A 22,251-nucleotide genomic window follows, 5' to 3' on the forward strand; every position below is an offset into this window, starting at 1 on the left:
CTTTACCCCTTTATAATCGTTTGAAGAATCCGTGCCAGTTCATCTGCCTGCGGTCTTTTCATCATGGTGACATGGTCGCCTTTGATGTGGTAATACGAGCACGACTCTTTCGTATAAGCCTCCCAATCTGCGAACTTCTTCTGGAAATCGCTTGCGTGATCACTGCTTTGGACAATATAAAATGGCACAGGGAATGGTTCTTTTTCTAATTCAATGGCTTGTGACATGATCGTATTATGCGTTTGCATTTGTAAATATTTATCTAAATATTGATCATTCATGAATTGATGAACAACTTCATCCTTTTCTGCCTCTTTGAGGATTTTCTGCTTCACTTCTTGGAAGCTCAATCCTTGTAAAGCTTCTGGCTGGATGCCGACAAGGTTCCCCATTCCAAGGACAAGCGCGAGCATTTTCACTTCTTCTTCGTTCATATCGGCATGAAGTGCCTGATCTGCCTCATCTCTTAGCACTGGGACCGTATCTAAAATGATGAGTCCTTTCGGTGCTTTTCCTGCATGGCAGAGCCGCTGATTCATTCCGTAGGCAAGATGCCCGCCCATTGAATGCCCTGCGAGATAGTCAATGCCCGGACGGTAGAACGTCTCAATAGCTTCAATAAAAAGGGTCACAAGCTCCGTATAATGGAGAAATTGCGGCTCTTCATCCTCATATAGGCCAGGAGACTGCAAGGCGTACACAGTGCCTTGATGTGTCATGAGCTTAGCAACATCAATATAGCCCATCACCGTTCCACCAGCAGGCGGCGCGAAGAATATTCTCGGTTCGGCTGGATCGCCTTTTTTCAGCTCGATCACGTAGTCCTTCGGAGACCTTTCGACGTTCTCAGCGGCTTCTGGCACTGCGTCCAAATGTGCGGCTAATTGCGCAGGCGCCGGGTGCATGAAAATCCATTTTGGATCAACACGAACACCTTTTTCTTTTAATTTGGCCACAGCCTGAATACTCATAATGGAATCGCCGCCCAGATCAAAGAAGGAGTCATGCATACCTACTTGCTTCACACCAAGCACTTCCTTGAAAGCTGCGACAATCCGCTCCTCCGTTTCGGTGACCGGTTTGTCGTCATCATGGGAAAGGGAAATTGTTTCTGTTGGCTCTGGCAATGCTTTTTGATCAACCTTTCCGTTCGTTGTCACCGGCATTTCATCCAGTACGACAAAGTAACTTGGTATCATATAGCCTGGCAGGCTTTCCTGCAAAAAGGCTTTCCAGCCCGGAACAGGGTTTTCTCCGTTTGTTACAAGGTAGGCCGCCAGCCGTTTTGAGCTGCCATACGTTTTGGCGATGACTGTACATTCTTTGACTTGTGGATGCTTGAGCAGGGCTGTCTCAATTTCTCCGCATTCAATCCGGTAGCCTCTAATTTTCACCAGGTCATCTTTTCGGCCGAGATATTCAATGGTGCCATCTGACCGCCATGTACCAAGGTCGCCTGAACGATACAGCTTGTCTCCCTTTAGTTCAGGAAAAGGATTGTCAATAAACCGCTCCTTTGTCTGCTCTGGATCATGAAGGTAGCCTTTAGCAAGACCAGTTCCACCGATATAAATTTCTCCTTTGACGCCTGCTGGTACTGGGTTTAGCGCTTCGTCCAGTATGACAACAGTTGAGTTCGACACCGGCACACCAATTGGAACTGATTTTGCGCCTGCTGGCACGTGTGTGACTTGATGTGTTGTGGCTAATGTCGTGTTTTCTGTTGGACCGTAAGCATTGACGAGCACACCTTCCATATGCGGCAGTGCCTTTCGTGCATGCTCACTAGACATGGCTTCCCCGCCAACGAGTAATGTGCGGTAGCCTGCCACACTTTTTGGATCGTGCTCTACCAGTCGATTAAATAAAGCGGTTGGCAGACAGTTGGCTGTTACTTGATGCGTTTTAATGAACTGCGTTAATTCGTCCATATTCAGTGCTGCATATTTTGGGAGCAGAATCAGCTGGCCGCCATTCAGCAGCATTCCCCATAATTCAAATGTAAAGGCATCAAAAGCATAGTTTGAGAGCTGAAGCATTTTGTCATCTGGACCGAGCTTGATATAGTTTGTTTCTCTAACTAAGCGGACAACTCCTGCATGAGGAAGCATCACGCCTTTTGGTGTACCTGTTGAGCCTGATGTGTAATTGACATAGGCGATCTGGTCTTCACCTATAATCGATGATTCTCTTTGATACACTGCATTTGTTTCTGGTATTGGCTTGTCCATGATAATCCTTGTACCTGTAAAGCCTACTAGACGATCTGCAAGATGAGACTGAGTGATGATCACATCGCTTTGCGTATCACGAACAATGAGACGGATGCGTGCATCAGGATATTCAGGTGACATCGGAACATATGCAGCACCAGATTTGATGATTCCTAGGACCGACACAATCATGTCAAAGGAGCGATCAAATAGCATCGGTACAAGGGAGCCTGCTCCAATTCCTTTTGACTGCAAGTAAGCAGCAAGCTTTGTCGCCTTCTTATCCAAGGCCTCATACGTCATGTGTTCATCCATATAGGATAAGGCAATACGATGCGGATCACGCTGCACCTGCTCTTCAAACAATTCTTGAAGCGTCCGCTTTGGATATGGCGTATCTGTTAGATTTTTCCCTAGAATCATGGCCGCCTGTTCCGCTTTGTTCATTAAGCAATAATCAGCAAATGTACGCTCAGGCTGAGCCGTCATGCCATCTAACAAATGGAGATAATAATTCATATAACGATGAATGGTCTCTTGATCAAATAAATCCGTATTGTATTCCACATGAATGGACAGCTGCTCTTCCTGTTCAAATACATGCAGGGTGAGATCAAATTTAGATACTGTATGATGGATCATCACATGTTCACTTGTCAGCCCTTTAAGGTTTACATCGAGCGAATCGGTGACATACCCCATGGCCGCCTGAAAAATAGGTGACCGGCTTAAATCTCGATCTAACGAAAGGTCATCGACAAGCTTGTCAAATGGATAATGCTGATGCTCAAACGCTTTTAATGTCATCTCTTTCACGTTTTCCAAAAGATCAGCAAACGTCTCTGCTGTTGAGACGTCCTGTCTCAGTGCAAGTGTATTCACAAACATCCCAACGAGCTGCTCTGATTGCTTGGCATCCCGGCCCGCGATAGGCGATCCAATGATGATATCTGTCTGTCCGGACAGCTTGTGAAGCAGGACGTAGTACGCGGTCAGCATCGTCATGAACAAAGTCGTTCCCTGCTGCTTGGACAAAGCCTGCAAGCGGCGGATAAGCGGTTCATCCAGTACGATTTGCTCTGTAGCACCGTTAAATGTTTGAACCGGCGGACGAGGACGGTCAAACGGCAGCTCCAGCACTGGAAGTTCACCTTGTAACGTATTGAGCCAATAGGTTTGATCTTCTTGATGATGCTTTAATTGTTCATTTTCCCAATGTACATAATCTGTCCATTCGATTTCTAAGGCTGGGAGCTGCGGCGTTTCATCCGCAAGCAGCGCATCATATGCCACTTCTAATTCCTGAATGAGCAGGCTGAGTGACCATGCGTCTGAAATGATGTGGTGCTGCGCGCAAAGGAGATAATACTCCTCCTTGCCCATATCTACTATCGTCCACTGCGCAAGAGGCCCTCTTTCTAAATCATAGACACGTTCTGCCTCTTGCTGAATGAGCTGCTTGAGTCTTCTCGCTCTTGTTTTTTCATTAAATAATGAGAAATTTGCCACTGTCACAGATGGCGGAAGGTCTTCACGAATAAGTTGCACCGGCTTGCCGCCAAGTGATTTAAATACTGCCCGAAGTGCTTCATGCCGCTTTGTTAAAAGGCCAATCGCTTTTGTTAATGCTTGAATGTGTAATGGTCCTGTCAGCTTCCAAGCACCTAATATATTGTAATGATGGCTCTTTTCTAATGTGGATAAGAACCAAATACGCTTCTGGGCATGTGACAGTTCATAGCTTGTTTGCTTTTCAAGCTTTGGAATTTTAGCTTCCTGAACGGCTGGCGCCCCTTTGATGTCATCAACCATTTGCGCCAGATGTGCCAGATGCTTGCTTTCAAATAATATTTTTAAAGGCGCCTTCATTGAAAATTCATGATTGATCCGGGAAATGGTTTGAGTTGCCTTTAGTGAATGTCCGCCAAGATCGAAGAATTGATCCTCTTTGTACACGCGATCTACATCTAAAATGTCCTCCCATATGGCGGCAAGAAGCTGCTCTGTCTTCGTTTCTGGCAATTGCTTTTCAAGGCTTTGTCCATTTTTGTCATGATTCAATTTGAGTGCTTCATGATCAATAGAGCCATCTTGCTTTTTCGGTATTTCCTGTACTTGCTGAATGTCCCATTTGCCTTCTGAGACGCTCGTGATCTCTTCAACATGCACTTCTTTGCCAGGCTGAACGGTGTAAAAAAGCTTTTTCTCAAAGACCGGTATTGGAGCTGGCTGAAGATACTCGGCGATGTCTGGATTTGCTCCGTCCAGACCGATAAACAGATGCGCTTCATTGAGCCGAACACCTAAACATAATGAATGGAGACCTTGTTTCTTTCCAATCAATTGAAATCCCTTGCGAACGGTGAGAGCTGCTCCGGTATGCCCCTTAGACAAACCGAGATTATCCCACATACTGAAGTTCAAAGAGATTGCTCGTCTTCCTTCTTGAAAGGTGAGAGCGTGCGCGAGTCCATCTAAAAAGCTGTTGGCCGCAGAGTATGCCCCAAATGTTGTGCCGCCAAAAAAGCCATTGACCGATCCAAAAAAGACAAACGGTACTGTCGGATCATACTTAAAGGCTTTCTGCAGGACCCATGCCCCGTCTGCTTTCCCTGACACTTCTTTTGTGAAATCCTCTTCTGACGTATGAGCCAGTGTATACTTGTCCGCCTGCTGAAAATGCTCAGACACATTGCCAGCACCGGCTAAATGCAGCACACCCCGGATCGATTGTCCAAAATGCTTTTCTGCTTCATAAATCGCCTGTTCAACGTCACGTAAGTTGGTCACATCTGCTTGGATATAAATGACGTCACCAACATCTTTTAGCTGTGAGAAGGCTTCTTTCTTTTCCAAGCTGTCTTCCAGAGATGTCCGTCCAATCAATACGAGCTTTAAGCCAAATTGGAGCATCTGCTTAGACAGCTCAAACCCAATACCGCCAAGTCCTCCAGTCAATAAATAAAGACCTTCATATTCTAAAAACCCTTCTGTTTGAGGCGCTTCGATCATATTGACTTTTTCCAGCTTTGGTACAAATCTGTCCCCATTTCGGTAAGAAACCTCTGCTTTTATATGAATCGCAGACAATTCTTCCGCAATATGCTTGGCATCCTGTTCTACATTCTCCGCTTCAATATCAAGATGAGACACCTCTGCTCCTTCCCATTCTTGCGGAATGGTTTTTAGCAGACCTACAAGGGGCGTTTTCTCCACATGAAGATCGTCTTCAGGCTTCACAAATTGACCGCCTTTTGTCACAACGACAAGACGGATGGGCTCTTTATTTGCTTGTCTCAATGCTTGATACAAGTACAAAATGGATTGACCCGTGCTGGCATGCAGCTCTTTGAACTGCGCAGGATCAACGATGTCTTCTTTGTCTGACACATTCCACAGATGGAGCATGCGCCCGATCTTTAGTTCATCTGCTTCAAGTGCGGCAACGAGCCTGACGTAATCCCCCTTGATTCTCGGATTTATCTGGTACATCCCTTTGGACAGACGCAAAAATTCATGCCCTTTTCTCACAGAAATATATGGCTGATTCTTTTGCTCAAATTGTGCGTAAAGCGATTGATAAAGTCCTTTTTCATCCTCGAAAACGAGTACATGGTCAGCAATAGGCTGAGTTGGACCGATATGCTCCTTAGCCCAAATGCGTTTGAAAAACCAGTCTGGGAGTGTTTGTTCATTTTCAGAAGCAAGATCCAGTGCCTGTTCAATGTCACGGAAGGCTCCATCTTTTAGTGCTGCGCCTAACTGGGCACGCTGGATTTTCCCACTTTCCGTTTTTGGAAATTGGTCTTTTTTCACCGGAATGATGTGATCAGGCTCTATTCCGATTTTTCGAATAATAGCCTCTCTCATCTGTTGAATTATTGCGATTTGTTCCTCTATTGAATCCCTTTGTGAGACAAAAAAGACGGCAAGCGTGTCATTGCTTGATTCGGGATTATAAATGCCGTACGCAGCGGCAAAGGTGACTTCGACCCCGTCCACTTCTTCTACAACCGCTTCAATTTCGTAATTCAAATAGTTTGCGCCGTTGATCACAATGATGTCTTTTTCTCGACCTGTCAGAACGAGACGCCCTTCATGAATAAAACCTAAATCCCCTGTGTGAAACCAGCCGTTTTCCGCAAATACTTCTTGATTGGCTTCCTCATTTTGATAGTAGCCCATCATAATTGTTGGACTCTTCACCTGCAAGCGCCCAACCTGATCTTCTGGCAGCACCTCGTGATGCTCATCTACAATTCGAATCCATACAGACGGAATCGGCGTGCCGACTTCTGTAAACGTCATCTTGTTCGGATGATCGTGCGTCACATATTCGATCTCACTTGTTAACGAGGTCTGATCAATCGTCAGCTGTCCATCCTGTTCACTGTTCCGCATAAATTTCTTTGACTGAACAATGGCTGAGGATGTTTCTGACATACCGTAAGCAGGTACCATCGCATGACGGCTTAATCCGTGCTGCCCCATGATGTGCATGAAGCGCTGCGTGACTTTCGGAACAACCGCTTCGGCTGCATTCATGATATAAGTCAGAGTGGACAGGTCCCAGTTTCCCTTACGAATGTCGTCTTCATATTCATTCATCATGGCAAAGGCAAAGTTTGGTGCCCATGTCCTTGTGACACCGTATGTTTCTACCCAATCCAGCCACACCATCGGCCGCTCGATAAATTGATCGATGGATGGACTAATCTGCTGGCAGCCAAGGTAGACGTCATGTACATGAAACATAACAATTCCACCAACATGATCAAGCGGCATCCAGTTAAGCGACACATCCTCATGTGTAAAGCCGTTTACCTGCTCAAAGGCCATAATTCTAGATAAAATGCTTTGATGATGATGACGGATACACTTTGGTACACCCGTACTTCCTGAAGACAGCAGCTGCAGCACAGGCTCATCCGGCTCTGGCTCATAATGCTGTTCATCTGGTTCATACGCCAGCAACGCTTCAATTGTTAAGATAGGCATGACCTTCGCTTCAAATGCCTCACGCAGCCCAGCAATGTCCTCAGCACTTGCTTCATTCGTAATAATGAAAGGTTCATTTTGCAGCTGAAACACGCCCTTCAGCTTATTCACACCTTGATTCATTTCATCATAAACAGGCGGCACAGAGACTGGGGTCGGAATGATTCCTCCGAGAATACAGCCCCAGAACACCGTGATAAAATCTTGATGCTCTTTCAATTGAAGTAACACTTGATCGCCGTTTGACAGTCCTGCTGCCCTTAAACCGGACAGAACGCGTTCAGCGCTAGTTAGTAATTCAGGATAGGTTTGGGTCAACGTACGCCCGCCTTCTTTCAAATAAGTCACCCCGCGGTCTGGTGACATAAAGGCTGATCGAATCAGCACCTCTGTCAGCGTGACAGGTGTGCCTGGTTTTTTGATCACATCTCCGCCATACACAAGTGCAGGCGGCTTCTCATGTAGAGATGATGGTTTTGCTTCGCTCGCTTCACTTTTCGAAAGCGGTCCGTTCCCTTGAGTACGCTGTCGATCAGGAAACAGGTCATCTAGGTGATAGGGCGTGCGTTTTTCTGACTGACTTTCAAAGAAAGCGGCCGCTTCCTCTACTCCATCTATAGCTTTGGTGCGCTCTTCTATCTTTCTTAATTCCTCTTGATCTATGATTTCAATTGAAAGCAGTGCCTCTGTGTCGACTGCTCCACTTTCTGTCTTTGGCAAAGAAGGTAATAAGACGAGAGCAGCTGGCACTTCATGAGGATGAAGTGGACCTTTCTTCAGATCCTCTCTTGTCAGCGAAGGGTCCTTCGCCTGTGCAAATAGCACAAGCGATAAACTGCCTTCTTGATTTTTCTTCGGAATGATTGCACATTCCTTTAGCGGAAAATGAAGCATCATGACTTGCTCTAATGCTTTAAGATCCATCCGTTTTCCGTTGATTCTGACGATATGATTTGCTGCATGTCCTTTTCGTCTACTCATTAACATCGTTCTTCTCCTCCTACATCCAATCCAAAATCTGAATCTTGTTTTCTTCAGTCCAAACGCCGACATCCCCTGTCGGATAAAGGTATTCGCCAGTTTGATGTTTGAATGGATGCGGAATTTTATGCGTCTCCATCCAATCGGCAAGCTCCCCGCAAAATGCTTTGATGTCCTTTGCGCCGATAAAAATATCTCCAGGAAATCCTACCGGCATGAGCTGATGCTCTTCGCTCAGGACATATATTTCCGTCTCACAGGAAGGATCATGCACACCTGAATAGACCTCTTCTTGATCTGGGTACAGCACGCTGACTTGTGCATTTTTCGCCCAATCGGTGATCATCCGCTCTTTTTCTTCATTCGTCACGATTGTGAAGGAAGAGAGGGGTGTCTCCATTTGTTCTGTCATCGCTTCAAGTGTGTGGATCAACTGCTGCATCAGCGATTGTATTTGCTTTTCTGTATATTGATTGAAGCGATATGTGACCCGAAGCTCCAGCGTATCTCCTGGAACTGCCACAAGGGTCAGGTCATAGTTCGTTTCTTCATGACTCGCAATGTCTAAAATGCGTACTCCGTATGGTTCGATAGATTCAATCGGATAGTTTTCAAACACGACAATGCTGTTAAACAATGAATCTCCATTCGGAATGTGGGTCAGCTGCTGAATATCCGGCAGTACGGTATATTCGAATTCCCGCATCTGAAAAACTGTTTCCTGCGTATGTGCCAGCAGCTTGGAAATGGTCCACTCTGGCGTGATCGGCAAACGGAGCGGCAATGTGTTAATAAAGAGCCCTGTCATGCTTTCAACCTGTGGTAAGTCCGCCGGCCGGCCAGACACTGTCACTCCGAACACGACATCCTCAGATCCTGAATGAAGATGCAAAAGCAGCCCCCATGCTGTTTGAATCAAAGTGCTCATTGTTACCTTCTGCGTGCCTGTCATCTTTTCGAGTTTCTGCTGCATCTCGGGCGTTAGTTTGATACTTAGCTGATCAACACCTGCTTCTTCATCCGAAGCATGCCCGCCGTCTCCTGGAAGCGGTGTAGCCTCCTCTACTCCTGACATATAACCTTTCCAGAACTCTAGCGCCTTCTCTTGATCCTGCTTTTGCAGCCACTCGATAAAATCTTTATATGGACGTACAGCAGGAAGATCCACCTCCCGTTCATCCACAAGAGAGCGGTATAAAGAAAAGGATTCTTCAATAAAACTGAACAAGCTCCAGCCATCGATTAAAATATGATGAAAGCTAAAAACAAACGTGCATGTGTTTTCATCACGATGGAATAAAGCAATACGAATCAGCGGTTCATCCGTATCTTCTAGTTTGAAATCCTTTAAACGATCTGTTTGCAAATATTGCTGAATGGCTTCCTTCTGATCCGTTTCGCTCAGGTGGCGCACATCGTGCTGAGTGAGATGAATGCTTCCTTCTGATTGAATCAACTGAACAGGCTCCTTTAGCCCTTCCCAAGCAAATGTTGTCCGCAAAATCGAATGCCGCTCTACAAGCAGATTCCAGGCCTTTTCATAGGCTGCGCCGTCCGTTAAGCCTACGAGTGTCATATGCACTTGACCAAAATACGCCTGTGACGCTTGATCTAATAGAGCATGAAACAGCATCCCTTGCTGCATTGGAGATAGTGGATACACATCCACTACATTGTCTGGCAGTTCTTCGATTTGCTTATGCGTCAGCTGAACCATTGGAAAATCAGATGGCGTAAAGCCGCCTTTTGTCTCTACACAATGCGTCAGAATATCCTCCAATTTTTCTTTGAACCGTTCAGGTAACAAGCGCACCTCTTCATACTGAAGCAGTTCCCGATGGATCATAAAATTCATCTGAAGCTGACCGTTCACAACATATCCGTATACATCGATCAAATGCTGTCTTTCTGCTTTTGGATCATGTACATGTCCATTTCGTTCATCTGCTAAATAAAGATGTGCTTCACCGTCTATTTGATCTAACTGTCCAAGATAATTAAAGCTCATCTGCGGCGCGGCCTCTTTGAGTAAACGAGATGCTGTCATATATTGAAGCAAGCCATAGCCGATTCCCTTTTGCGGCACAGCTCTTAAGGTTTCTTTGACATCTTTGATTTGTCTCTCAATATCGGTTTGAATAAAAGGAATAAAAATAGGATAAGAGCTTGTAAACCATCCGACTGTTCGTGACAAATCCATCTGTTCAAATAAATCCTCGCGTCCGTGCCCTTCTAACGTGATGAGCAGCGGCTTTCCAACGGCTTGCGTGAGTCCGGATAGGAGTAAATCGTTTACCTCTGTTCGGTACGCTTGTGATGCCTGCCTTAGTAAAATATCTGTTTGATCCTTCGTCAATTGAACAGACAAAATCTCTGCATGTTCTTCTATATTGAAAAGCGCAGGTGTTTGAAAAGGAGAACCCTCTTCCTCTTGTCTGATGATATTTTGCCAAAAAGGAACCTGCTCTTGTAATTCATCGGTTTGTGCATATTCATAGAGAGCTTCTGCCCACTGCTGATAGGACGCAGTTTTCTTTGCAAGCGCGATTTCCTGCCCTGCCGCAAGCTGCTTCAGTCCATTTAATAGGTCCTCCTGTATGATGCGCCATGAGATTCCATCCATTACAAGATGATGGGCTGCGATAAAGAGTTCAGACGTACCATCACTTGTGTGAAAAAGAATGGCTTTGATTAATTCTCCCCGCTCTAATGACAACGTTCCTTGACAAGCGGTGGTCTCCATGCGGATTTGTTCCAGCGCTTCCTCATGAGAAACACCCGTCAAATCAAAGAAGGTGACACAAGGGGTGATGCCAGGCGCACGAATGGTTTGAATCCATGATCCATCTGCTGTTTTTGTATACATCGCTCTCAGCATATCGTGATGATCGACAATTTTTGAGAGAACCTGTGTCAGCTGCTTTAGCTGTATGGATTGCTTGAATTCCATATGCGCTGATAAATTCCAATAATCTTGGTTTGTCATTGATTGCTCAAAGAACCATGATTGGATTGGAAGCAGACGAACAGCTCCTGTGACAGGCGACTGATCATAGAACGCAGCAGCATCTGACCTTTTCATAGCAAGTGCCAGCTGTGAAATCGTCTGTTTTTCAAATACATCTCTCGGCTGAATGACATAGCCTTCCTGTGCTAAGCGCGCCACCATTTGTATGACAATAATCGAATCTCCGCCAAGCTCAAAGTAGTTATCATGTACGCCAATCGAAGGCGTACCGAGCAGCTGAGTCCACACTTTTTCCAGTACGCGTTCTTCCTCACTGAGTGCCCTGTCAGCCGGTTTGTCCACTTCTTCCTGTCTCCACTCTGGCGGCGGGAGACGTTTTTGATCTACCTTGCCATTTGCCGTGAGCGGGAGTTCCTCCAGCTCTATTAATAGGCTTGGCACCATATAATCTGGCAGTATTTCTTTTAATTGATGGCGAATGTCTTGCGTGGACATGCTGCCCTTTTGGACAAAATAACCGATCAATCGCTTATGACCACTCTCATGCTGATGCGGAATGACCGCACATTCTATGATGTCATCAAAGCGCAGCATGGCGGCTTCAATTTCTCCGCATTCGACGCGGTGTCCGCGAATTTTCACTTGATGATCGATTCTTCCAAGGCAGTCGATGATGCCGTTTGGCAGCCAGCGGCCCATATCGCCTGTTTTATATAAACGCGCTCCTTCTTGGAAAGGATGCGGGATAAATGATTGCGATGTTTTTTCTTCATCTCCAAGGTAACCGAGTGCAAGCCCTGTACCGCCTACGTAGATCTCTCCAATGACACCTTGCGGAACCGGCTGCAGCTGGTCGTCTAGTACATAGGCCTGTGAATACGCAATTGGCTGACCGATAGGAACTGTTGCCTGCCCCTCATCCACTGCTCGAATGTGATGCACACAGGAGAACGTCGTATTCTCAGTTGGTCCATAGCCGTTTAAAAGACCTTCAGGCAGATACGGCAGCGCTTTACGGATATGAGCAGCTGACAAAGCATCACCACCGACCAATAATGTATCGAATCCAGATAAAGCTTCTGGATGTTCCTCTGTTAATCGGTTAAACAGCGGCACTGTCAGAAATCCTGTTGTGATCTTGTAAGATGTCAGCGTGTCAGCCAGTGTATCCATTGATAAGATCGTATTTCGATCGGTCAGTATCAGCCTTCCCCCGTTGAGCAGGGCCCCCCATATTTCATACGTAAAGGCATCAAAGGAAAAGCTCGCGATTTGTAAAATACGCGTATGTTCATGAAGGGTGACATAATCTGTTTCACATACAAGCCGGATGACCGCTTGATGCGGAATTAAAACCCCTTTTGGCTGACCGGTTGATCCTGATGTGTAATTGATATAAGCGAGTCCATCAGGTTTTAAAGCAGCAGACTTGAGTTCTGCCTCTGATAAAAACTCTTCATACCCCTGATCAAGACAAATGAGCTCGGTTTGACTGATCGAGACTTGTTTCAGCCATTCATTTTTTGTCAATAACAGCTGAATACCTGTATCCCTCAGCATATAATCAATGCGTGCTTCTGGATATTCAGGATCAATTGGGACATAGGCCCCGCCTGCTTTCACAATCGCCAGTACCCCAAAAATCATTTCAGGCGACCTGTCGATCAGAAGCCCTACTGGTTCATGCGGCTTCACTCCTCGCTGCTGCAGATAAGCGGCAAGCCGGTCAACTTTCTCTTGTAACTCCTGATACGTCCACTGTTTTCCCCCAGATTCGAGGGCGATCGCATGAGGTGTCTTTTTCACCTGCGCTTCAAACCGTTCTGTGATGAGAAGCGGGCCTGCTGGTTGATCTGTTGTGCCGCTCCATTCATAGAGCAGCTGATTCCTCTCTTTCTCTGGCAGGTAATTCATTTGTCTGATTGGCTGTGCTGGATTTTCACAAATACATGCAAGCAGCTGCTCGTAGTAACGAAGGAACCGTTCCATCGTGTCGTCAGAAAATAAGTCTGCATCATACTCCAGTTTTAATTGAAGACCTTCCGCCCCTTCAAAAACAAACAGAGATAGATCGAATTTGGCCGTATCATTATCTTCAATGGCTAAAACAGATGTCGCTTCACCCATCGGAGAAGCTTCAAGGGGCAGGTTTTGCAGAACGAACATGACCTGAAACAGCGGCTGCTTCCCAGCCTCACGTACAATATTCAGCTCATCTACGACCATCTCAAACGGCACATCCTGATGTGCATAGGCACCCATTGTTGTTTCCTTCACTCGCTCTAATAGCTCTGTGAAAGCCGGATTCCCGCTATGATCGATCCGAAGTGCCAGCGTATTCACGAAAAATCCGATGAGCTGCTCCATCTCCGTCCGATTTCTCCCGGCAATGACGGATCCAATGACAAACTCATCCTGTGAAGACAATCGATGCAGCAAGGTAGAGAAAGCCGAAAGTAATGTCATATAAAGGGTGCTGTCTGTTTTCTGAGAAAGAGCAGCCAGCTGGTCAGACAGCGGCTTCGACAAGCGGTATTTTTTCGTTTTTCCCTTATAGGATTGAACGGCCGGACGCGTGTAGTCATACGGCAGCATCAACTCTTCCACAGGTACCGCAAATTGCTCCTTCCAATAGGAAAGCTGCTTCTGCAGTGTTTCTCCCGTCAAATACTCCTTCTGCCAAAGTGCGTAATCTGCATATTGAATCGGCAGCGGTGAGAGATCAGGCTCCCTCCCCTCGATCATTGCTGTATACCATTCGGACAGCTCCTTTGCGGCAATGCCAATCGACCAGCCATCTGACACGATGTGGTGAATGGACATCAGCAGCAAATGATCTGTTTCTGACAGCCGAATTAGTTTCACCCGAAAGAGTGCATCATGCTCTAAGCGGAAAGGTGTGCCCGCTTCTTTTTTCGCCCACTCAGCCGCTTTTTGTTCTTTTTCTTCCTGTGATGCCAAATCTGATACATCGACCACCTCAAGCGCTGGAAGAGTCATATGCTCATGTATGATCTGTACCGGTTCATCGCCGTTCATTGCAAAAGATGTTCTGAGTGATTCATGCCTTTGCACCATTTGCTGCAGGCTGCGCTGAAGCACCTTTACATCTAAAGGTCCATTCATCCGAAAGGAAATCGTATTATTGTATAATGGCAGATCAGGCTGTAATTGATAGAGAAACCACTGTCTTTGCTGAGCATAGGACATCGGAAGCTCCTGACCCTTTTCTATTTTCCGTATCGGAATCGCTTCATCGGCTTTGGCATGTGAATCAATCCAGTCCGCTAACTCTCCGAGTCTCGTATGCTCAAAAAGAACGGCGAGCGGCACGTCAAATCCAGTTTTCTGCCTAACAGCAGACAGCATTTGCGTTGCCTTGAGCGAATGACCTCCGAGTAGAAAGAAATGATCACCACAGCTGATGATTGAGACATCAAGCAGTTCGGACCAAATATGTGCCAAAAGTTTTTCCGTCTCGGTTTGAGGTACTCTGTCCTCTGCAGCATGTCCGCTTTCCTCTATTAATTCATTGAAATACTCTTCGTCCGGCATCCCATCCTCTGTTTCTTTCCAGTATTCTTCAGGATATAGATGAACGGAATATTCACCAGATAGCCGAGACTGTATACACGTATAAATGGATTGATACAGTCTTTCTTCAATAGCCTTTGTTTGATCAGTTTTGAAAAAGACATATACGGCCTGCTCTGTTAGGATCTCCCCCTGTATCATCTCTTGAATTTCCTGCTTCGACCGATCCAGCCCGATATAAATGAGGGGAGCATCTGTCATCAAGCATGCCAGCATTGTTTGAATGCCCACCCGCTTTGGAATCGGGAGATAGCCCCTTTCTTTTAGCATGCCTTTGATCATTGAGCCTTCACTCATTCCGGTCTCATCCCACATGCTAAAGCTAAAGCAATACGGCTTTACAGTAGATGTCAGCCTCTGATAATGAGCAAATTGTTCAACGAACTCATTGGCCGCGCAATAAGCGCCAACGGTCATCCCGCCCTTTAACGTTCGAGCTGACGAGCTAGAAAGGAATAAGACATTGTGCCGTTTAGAGGCTGCTTCATGAAGCGCAATCGTGCCATATACCTTCGCTTCGTACATCGCATGTAATGACACAGACGTCATGTCACGAAGCAGCTCTTCTTGAATGATGCCAGCGAAATGAATAACGCCATGCAGCCTTTTGCCTAAAGCCGCCTCCTGTTTTGAGATCAACGCTTCAATGGCTTTTGCGTCAGTGATGTCCACTTTTTCATAAAGAACTGTGCCGCCGCGCTTTTCCGCTAGTGTCTCAAGTGAAATCAATACGTCTTGCTGCTCCATAGATAAAGCCTCTCTCGCCTTTCTTCCAACTAGCACTAGATGCGCTTGATAGGATGTCAGCAGGTACTCACTAAGCATCCCCCCAATGCCGCCAAGCCCGCCTGTCATCACATAAAGCCCGGATGATTCAAATGGCGGTTTCTTCATCCTTTGTTCTTTTTCCAGATGAAACGGTATTAAAAGAGGAATATAACGAACACCTTCGCGATAAGCGGCGATATGATGGCTTGTGTCATGTGTGAGCTCTGTCATGATCAATGATGCATGAGAACGGCCAGCATCCGGTTCTATCAGAGAAAAATCAAGACACCGCACCTTGATAAACGGCCATTCATGCTGAACAGCTGTCATCAATCCTGCTGTCGTTGCTTTCTCCACATCGTGTGTTTGATCTTCCGGCAAATTCATCGCATGAGCAGAGACAAACGTGATCTCTACCGGCTCCTCATAGGCAGCGATCGCTTTTGTTACATATAATGCACTCATACTGCCAGTTTTCTGCGCTTCTTTTGCCAACGATGCATGAAGTGTGTCTTCTTGAGTTGTGTAGTTCCAAAGGTGAATGATTTGTTTCACCGAAACGCCATACGAACGGAGCGTCTCAAAGAGTTGTTCGTAGTCAGACGGCCGATTCGGGTGGATGATGAAGTGTGTATGTGTAAGTTGTGTGAATGCTTGACCCGGTTCAACCGTAATATACGTTTGCTCATTGCCTGAAAGGGATTTTAATTGATCTGCCAGCCCTAGTGTGTCTGCAAAGATCACCATATTCCCTTCTGTTTGTTTTTCCGCTTCATGAAGCGGAGCAGGTGTCCACTTCTTTTGTAGACTCCAATCAGGCAAGGTGTGCTCATTTTCAAGTCTGATGTCCAGCTCCTTGATGATTTCATCGAATTCACCTTCCTGCCATCGCTTCTTGAGCTGTGCCCTTTCTATTTTTCCAGAGCTTGTTTTCGGAAAGGCATGCTTCTGGACAGGAATCACGCGCGATGCAGACAACCCCATTTTTGTTGCAATATGGGATTTGATATTCTGACTTGCCCTCATGATATAAGAAGGTTCATACAGCTTCGGTGTAAAAAAGAGAATCAGCTCGTCGGATGCAGATGCTTCCATCCGAGCGGAACAAGCGGCTACAAAGCTCGTTTCGACGCCGGGTACTTCCTCTGCAATGACTTCTATTTCATAGTTGTGATAATTTTTCCCGTTGATGATGATCATGTCTTTTTCTCTACCGGTTAATGTCAGCCTTCCTTCGTGCAGAAAACCTAAATCCCCCGTGTGAAACCAGCCGTCTGTTTGAAAGACTTCTTGATTCGCTTCGTTATTCTTGTAATAGCCCTTCATTGTCGTCGGCCCTTTAATTTGCACACTGCCAATATGATCTTCGGGAAGAAGCTCATGCTGATGATTCACGATACGAATCGTGATCCCCGGAATTGGTCTTCCCAGCTCTGTAAAGCTGACGGTTCCTGTCTCACGCGCCTCTGCTGGTCTTAGCTGCTCTGTGAGTGATGTTTCCTCAAAGGTTAGAACCCCGCTGCTTTCATCTCCCCGCTCTATCGCAAAAGAGAAGACAACGGCTGAAGAGATTTCAGACATGCCGAATGCCGGTCTAATGACGTCTCCCTTTAAGCCGTGCGGAGCAAGCAAGTGTAAAAATCGGTGAATCGTCTTCGGTACGACCGCTTCTGCCCCATTGATCATACAGGTCATAGCAGAAAGATCCCAAGATCCTGATGAAATGTCTTTCTCATAATCATTGATCATCGCAAATGCGAAGTTAGGCGCCCATGTCTTCGTTGCACGGTGGCGGTCCATCCAGTCAAGCCAGCGCAGCGGCTGTGCGATAAAATCATCTGTTCTTGCCCGAACCTGCTCACAGCCCGTGTATACATTGACAAGGTGAAACATCACAATGCCGCCAATATGATCTAAAGGCATCCAGTCTAACGATACATCCTCTTGTGTAAACCCATTGGCTGCCACTGTTCCTTTGACATTCGCCAGCACGCTTCGATGAGAATGCTCTACGCATTTGGGCATCCCTGTACTTCCAGACGTTAAGATAAAAAAGACTGAATCATCCGGTGACGCGGGATAAGCTTCTATGTCTCTTTCTAAAGAAAGCATCGGCTCAACGGCTGCGACACGTAACTTGTCTGTATGCCACAATAAAGCTAAGCCTTGCACCTCATCAATCAGCGAGTCATCTGTTAAAATGAGCGGATGCTCCAGCAGGTGCCACGCATGATGAAGTTTCTTCACGGAGGCATTCATTTCCCGATAGGTCGGTGCAGCGGACACTAGTGTTGGAACAAATCCGCCTAACACACACGCCCAAAAGGCGGTTACCATCGCATGATTGGATGAAAACTGAAAGAACACAGGATCACCCGGTTTAAGTCCGAGCGCCCTTAAACCTGTCAGAACCCGCTCGGCATCCTCCTTTAACTGCGCATAGGATTGTGTGAGTTCATTTTCACTATTGACGATATAAGTCAGCCCATTTGTCGTTTTTGCCGCCTCTGTTAAGGCGTCCTGCAAGGTTTGGGCTCCTGCCTTAACATCTAGATCCCCTCCATAGGAAAGGGCAGGCGGCATGTCCGCTAAAGCAGGGGAAGCCGTGTGCTTCTGTATCGATTCAGATGCGGCCTCCTGCTCCATGTGATTGTCGAGAAATAAATGAGAGAGGTGATATGGCCGCGGTCGAATGGTTTTTTCCCGAGAAAAAACAGCGAAGCGTTCGATTTCGTTGGTTTGTAAAATGGTTCTCTGTACATCTTGTAAAATCGTATCCATTGATTCATGTACATTTAATTCATTCTTAATTGATGGTTTCATATGAGTTCCTTTCCTTTTTTGTCAGGCAGGGCTGCTAATGTGCACCCCTGCCTGATCTAAAGTTTACAAAACGGCTTCTCTATTTTTTTGATTGACGATCTTTTGGATCAGCTGGGCATTTTGGGCTGCACATTCTTTGTTTTTGAACATGTCAGCATGCTGACCATAGCCTTGATAATAGCGATAAGCACCGGTCGTCGCTTCTTCCCAATGATCCATCCAGTCTGGAACATCAATTTGCTCTTCTGATTGGATGAAATCGATATCTGCTTGTATCTTTCCTTGATTCACCCCCTTAACAAATGTTTCATAATAGGCCCTAGTTTTTTGAGCAAGCGCTTCTTGAACGAGCTCTTCTTGGGCAAGTTCACTTTGCTTTGATTGATGGACAATCGCTGCGATATCGTCATCAATGGATCGTCCTTCTAAATCACTTTCACCAATTTTCTTATAGGAATCGATCATGATGACCTTTTCCACCGTCCGTCCTGCTTTTTCAAGCGATTGAACGAGATCAAAGGCCAGGTAGCACCCGCCAGAGTAGCCCATCAAAGTCAGCGGCCCTTCAGGCTGAAGGTGCTGGATATGCTGAACGTATTGCGTCATGCGTTGATCAGCTTCAATAAAGTCAAAGGCGATCAAACGAACGCTATCAAGTGTTTTGGCAGCTTCCTGATAGATAAAGCCGTAGCCCGGTAATGGCGGAAGAGCAAAGACTGTTGGCGTTTGAGATTCATTGAATACAAGATAGCCGGCAGCTTCATGATCCTGCTGTTGAATATAACGGCTGATGGCTTCAATTGTAGGCGTCTCAAACAGCAAGTGAATAGGCACCTGAACATCGAATTCCTTCGACACCTTTGATAAAAGTGACATCGCTTTTAAAGAATGTCCGCCAAGCTCAAAGAAATGGTCATCTGTACTGATATCATTTCGTTCAAGTACTTCACGCCACATGACAAGCAGCTTTTGTTCTATCTCATTGGCCGGAAGCTTCACATGGCGGTTTCCTTGAGGCGTCTCCGGCTTTGGCAGCTGACGTTTATCAATCTTTCCGTTTGGTGTCAGCGGCATTTTCTCAAGTCTGATCAGCTCATGAGGCTGCATGTAAGCCGGAAGTTTCTCCTTCAGCCCTGACTTGATCACATCAACTTTGTCCTTCCACTCCTCCTCACACGTCATATAGGCGAGCAGTCTTGTATGCTGCGAGCCATGCTGATCCGTCATAAGGGCAGCTTGCTTTACACCCGGATGCATGAGAAGGTGGGCTTCAATTTCTGTCAGCTCAATTCGGTGGCCGCGAATTTTCACCTGATCGTCCACTCTGCCTGCATACTCAATCAGACCGTCTGCTCGAAAATAAGCCAAATCTCCCGTACGATACAGCCTTTCTCCCGCAGCAAATGGATGTGTGATAAAGGCTTCTTTTGTCAGATCAGGACGATTCAAATACCCCTTCGCAAGCCCTTTGCCGCTGAGACAAAGTTCTCCAACCATTCCAATCGGCTGAAGCTGTCCGTGCTGGCTCAATATATAAGCACCCGTTTGGTTAATCGGCTTTCCGATTGGAATAGAATGCGCTTCGATCGGAGGAGCTTCATCTACAGGATAATAGGTGGCGAAAACCGTTGATTCAGTTGGGCCGTAGACATTGATTAGTCTGCCTTTCCCCATGACATCAAAGGCTTTTCTCACATGCTGTACAGATGCACGCTCACCTCCGAACAGCACCTTGCGCACACTGCGCATCCAATCGGTTTCTTCATCAATAAGAAGATTAAATAAAGCAGTTGGAACAAACATGACAGAAATGCTTTCTCTTTTAATCAGCTCCGTCAGCTCATGCATATCTAAAATGGTTTCTTTTTTCGGCAGGACAAGCTTTGCTCCGTTTAAAAGTGCACCGTATACATCAAAGGTAAAGCCATCAAATACGCTGTTGGATAGCGACAGTAGTGTATCTGTTTCTGAAATGGTTAAGTAGTTCGTATTTTTGACCACCCGGGCAATATTGGAATGGGTTGTCATGATGCCTTTTGGCTGACCCGTTGTGCCTGATGTATACATGATATATGCCGTATCGTGTAAACCTGCTTCCAGCGGCAGATTCTCTGAGCTCATTAGTGAAATCTCCTGATCATCTGCAAACAGATACGTGCCAGCAAACCCGAGTCCCTTCGCCTGACCAATAAAAGATGAGTGAGTCAGAAGATGCGTCGCTCCGCTGTCTTTAAGCATGTATTGAATGCGGCTTTCTGGATAATCAGGATCAATTGGCACATAGGCTGCGCCTGCTTTTAAGACAGCAAGCAGACTGACAATGAGTTCAGGCGTTCGATCGGCTAAAATGGCGATGACCGTTTGATGTGCGGCCCCATTTTTTTGCAAATGTCTTGCCAATCGATTGGCTTGTTCATTCAGCTCGGCATATGTCATCGTTTGCTCTTCTGCTGATAGCGCCACTGCATTTGGCTGTTTGCGGACATTATGCTCAAACCATTTCGATAAATACAGCTGGTCATGCTCAAGCTCAGGTGCATTCCATTCCTCAAGAATCAGCTGTTTTTCCTGTTTTGTGACGAATGGGAGTGTATGAACCGATTGATCGGGATGCTTGACCGCCTCATTTATCAATAGGCTGAGCTGTTCCTTTAACTTATGAACAAATTGAGGATCAAACGCTCTTTGGTTAAAGGCCAGCTTCAATAGTAATTCTTCTCCAGGCGATGCGAGCAGATTGAGATCATAGTTTGATTTTTCATAGACATTCATGTCCTCCACCGTGAACCCTAACCGTGCTTCTTGCTCGTCCTTCTTTGCGGCTGGGACATTTTCAAACACGACAATATGATCAATGAGCTGCTGCTGACCTGTCTTTGCCTGAATATCGTAAATCGGAATATATTGGTGCGGCTCGGCTGCAAGAGAATGCTGCTGTGTTTCTGACAGGAGCGCACGAAATGTCATGTGATCTGTCAGCTGAATTCTTCTTGGGATGACATTGATGAACAACCCAACCATCCTGTCAACGCCAGCCAAATCTGCCGGACGTCCTGACACAACTGTTCCAAACAGCACATCATTTGACCGCTGATACCTGCTCAGCAGAACCGACCAGACTGATTGAAGCGCACTGCTTAACGTCGCATTTTGCTGCAGCGCTAACTCTGATAAAGCGGCCGTTTCTTCTTTGCTCAAGGACCATTCAATTTCGCCTAATTCATGTTCATTCGTTTGTTTCCGCTGCTTTTTAAAGGTCGATTGTCCATCAAATCCTGCTAATGATTGCTGCCAATATTGAAGTGATGCTTGCTTATCTTGTTTTTCCAGCCACTTTATATATTCTTTATATGGTTTGACCGGTTCTAACTTGTAAGGAACGTCATGTAAAAGTGCATGGTAAATCGCAAATAACTCCTGCACCACAAGTCCAAAGCACCAGCCATCCAGAAGGATATGATGATAGCTCCATATCCAGCGATAGCTGGCAGGGCCCGTTTGGAAAACAGATGCCCGCATGAGAGAATCCTTTGAGAGGTCAAATCCTCTCAGTTGATCCTGTTGTTTGAATTTCTCTATACGTTCAAGCCGTTCGTCTTCAGAAAGATCTTGCAAGTCCACAACATCAAGTGTAAAAGGACGTTCCTTTAGTACAACTTGGACAGGGCGCTTTACTTTTTCGTGGAGAAACACGGTACGAAAAATATCGTACCGCTCCACGATGATATTCATGCTTTTCTCAAGTAAGTCATAACGCAGTGTGCCCTTAACGTTCATATCCATTTGCTCTACATAAAAGCCCTTTTCCTGATGGTGGAGGGTATGAAACAGCATTCCTTCTTGCATCGGTGACAGATAATACATGTCTTGAACTTGATCCCTTTTAAATTGACTCATCTATTTCAT

General features: G+C 46.0%; 3 protein-coding genes. All 3 read right to left on the minus strand.

The features are described from left to right. Positions 1–2 precede the first annotated feature (2 nt). Positions 3–8,198: an amino acid adenylation domain-containing protein gene (locus tag AAZR19_RS11910; RefSeq protein WP_434703255.1), complete on the minus strand. Its 8,196-nt coding sequence runs from the start codon at positions 8,196–8,198 to the stop codon at positions 3–5. A gap of 13 nt (positions 8,199–8,211) precedes the next feature. Next, on the minus strand, positions 8,212–18,345 hold the full coding sequence (locus tag AAZR19_RS11915; protein WP_434703257.1) for an amino acid adenylation domain-containing protein: 10,134 nt from the start codon (positions 18,343–18,345) through the stop codon (positions 8,212–8,214). A gap of 63 nt (positions 18,346–18,408) precedes the next feature. Further along, on the minus strand, positions 18,409–22,242 hold the full coding sequence (locus AAZR19_RS11920) for a non-ribosomal peptide synthetase (protein WP_434703259.1): 3,834 nt from the start codon (positions 22,240–22,242) through the stop codon (positions 18,409–18,411). Between the last annotated feature and the right edge of the window lie 9 nt (positions 22,243–22,251).

Source organism: Bacillus sp. Je.9.29.b (genome assembly GCF_051129925.1).
Lineage (GTDB): Bacteria > Bacillota > Bacilli > Bacillales > Bacillaceae > Bacillus > Bacillus safensis.

Coding starts and splice junctions, on each gene's coding strand:
- AAZR19_RS11915 (WP_434703257.1), bottom strand. CDS start 18,345: ATGAAACCATCAATTAAGAATGAATTAAATGTACATGAATCAATGGAT.
- AAZR19_RS11920 (WP_434703259.1), bottom strand. CDS start 22,242: ATGAGTCAATTTAAAAGGGATCAAGTTCAAGACATGTATTATCTGTCA.
- AAZR19_RS11910 (WP_434703255.1), bottom strand. CDS start 8,198: ATGTTAATGAGTAGACGAAAAGGACATGCAGCAAATCATATCGTCAGA.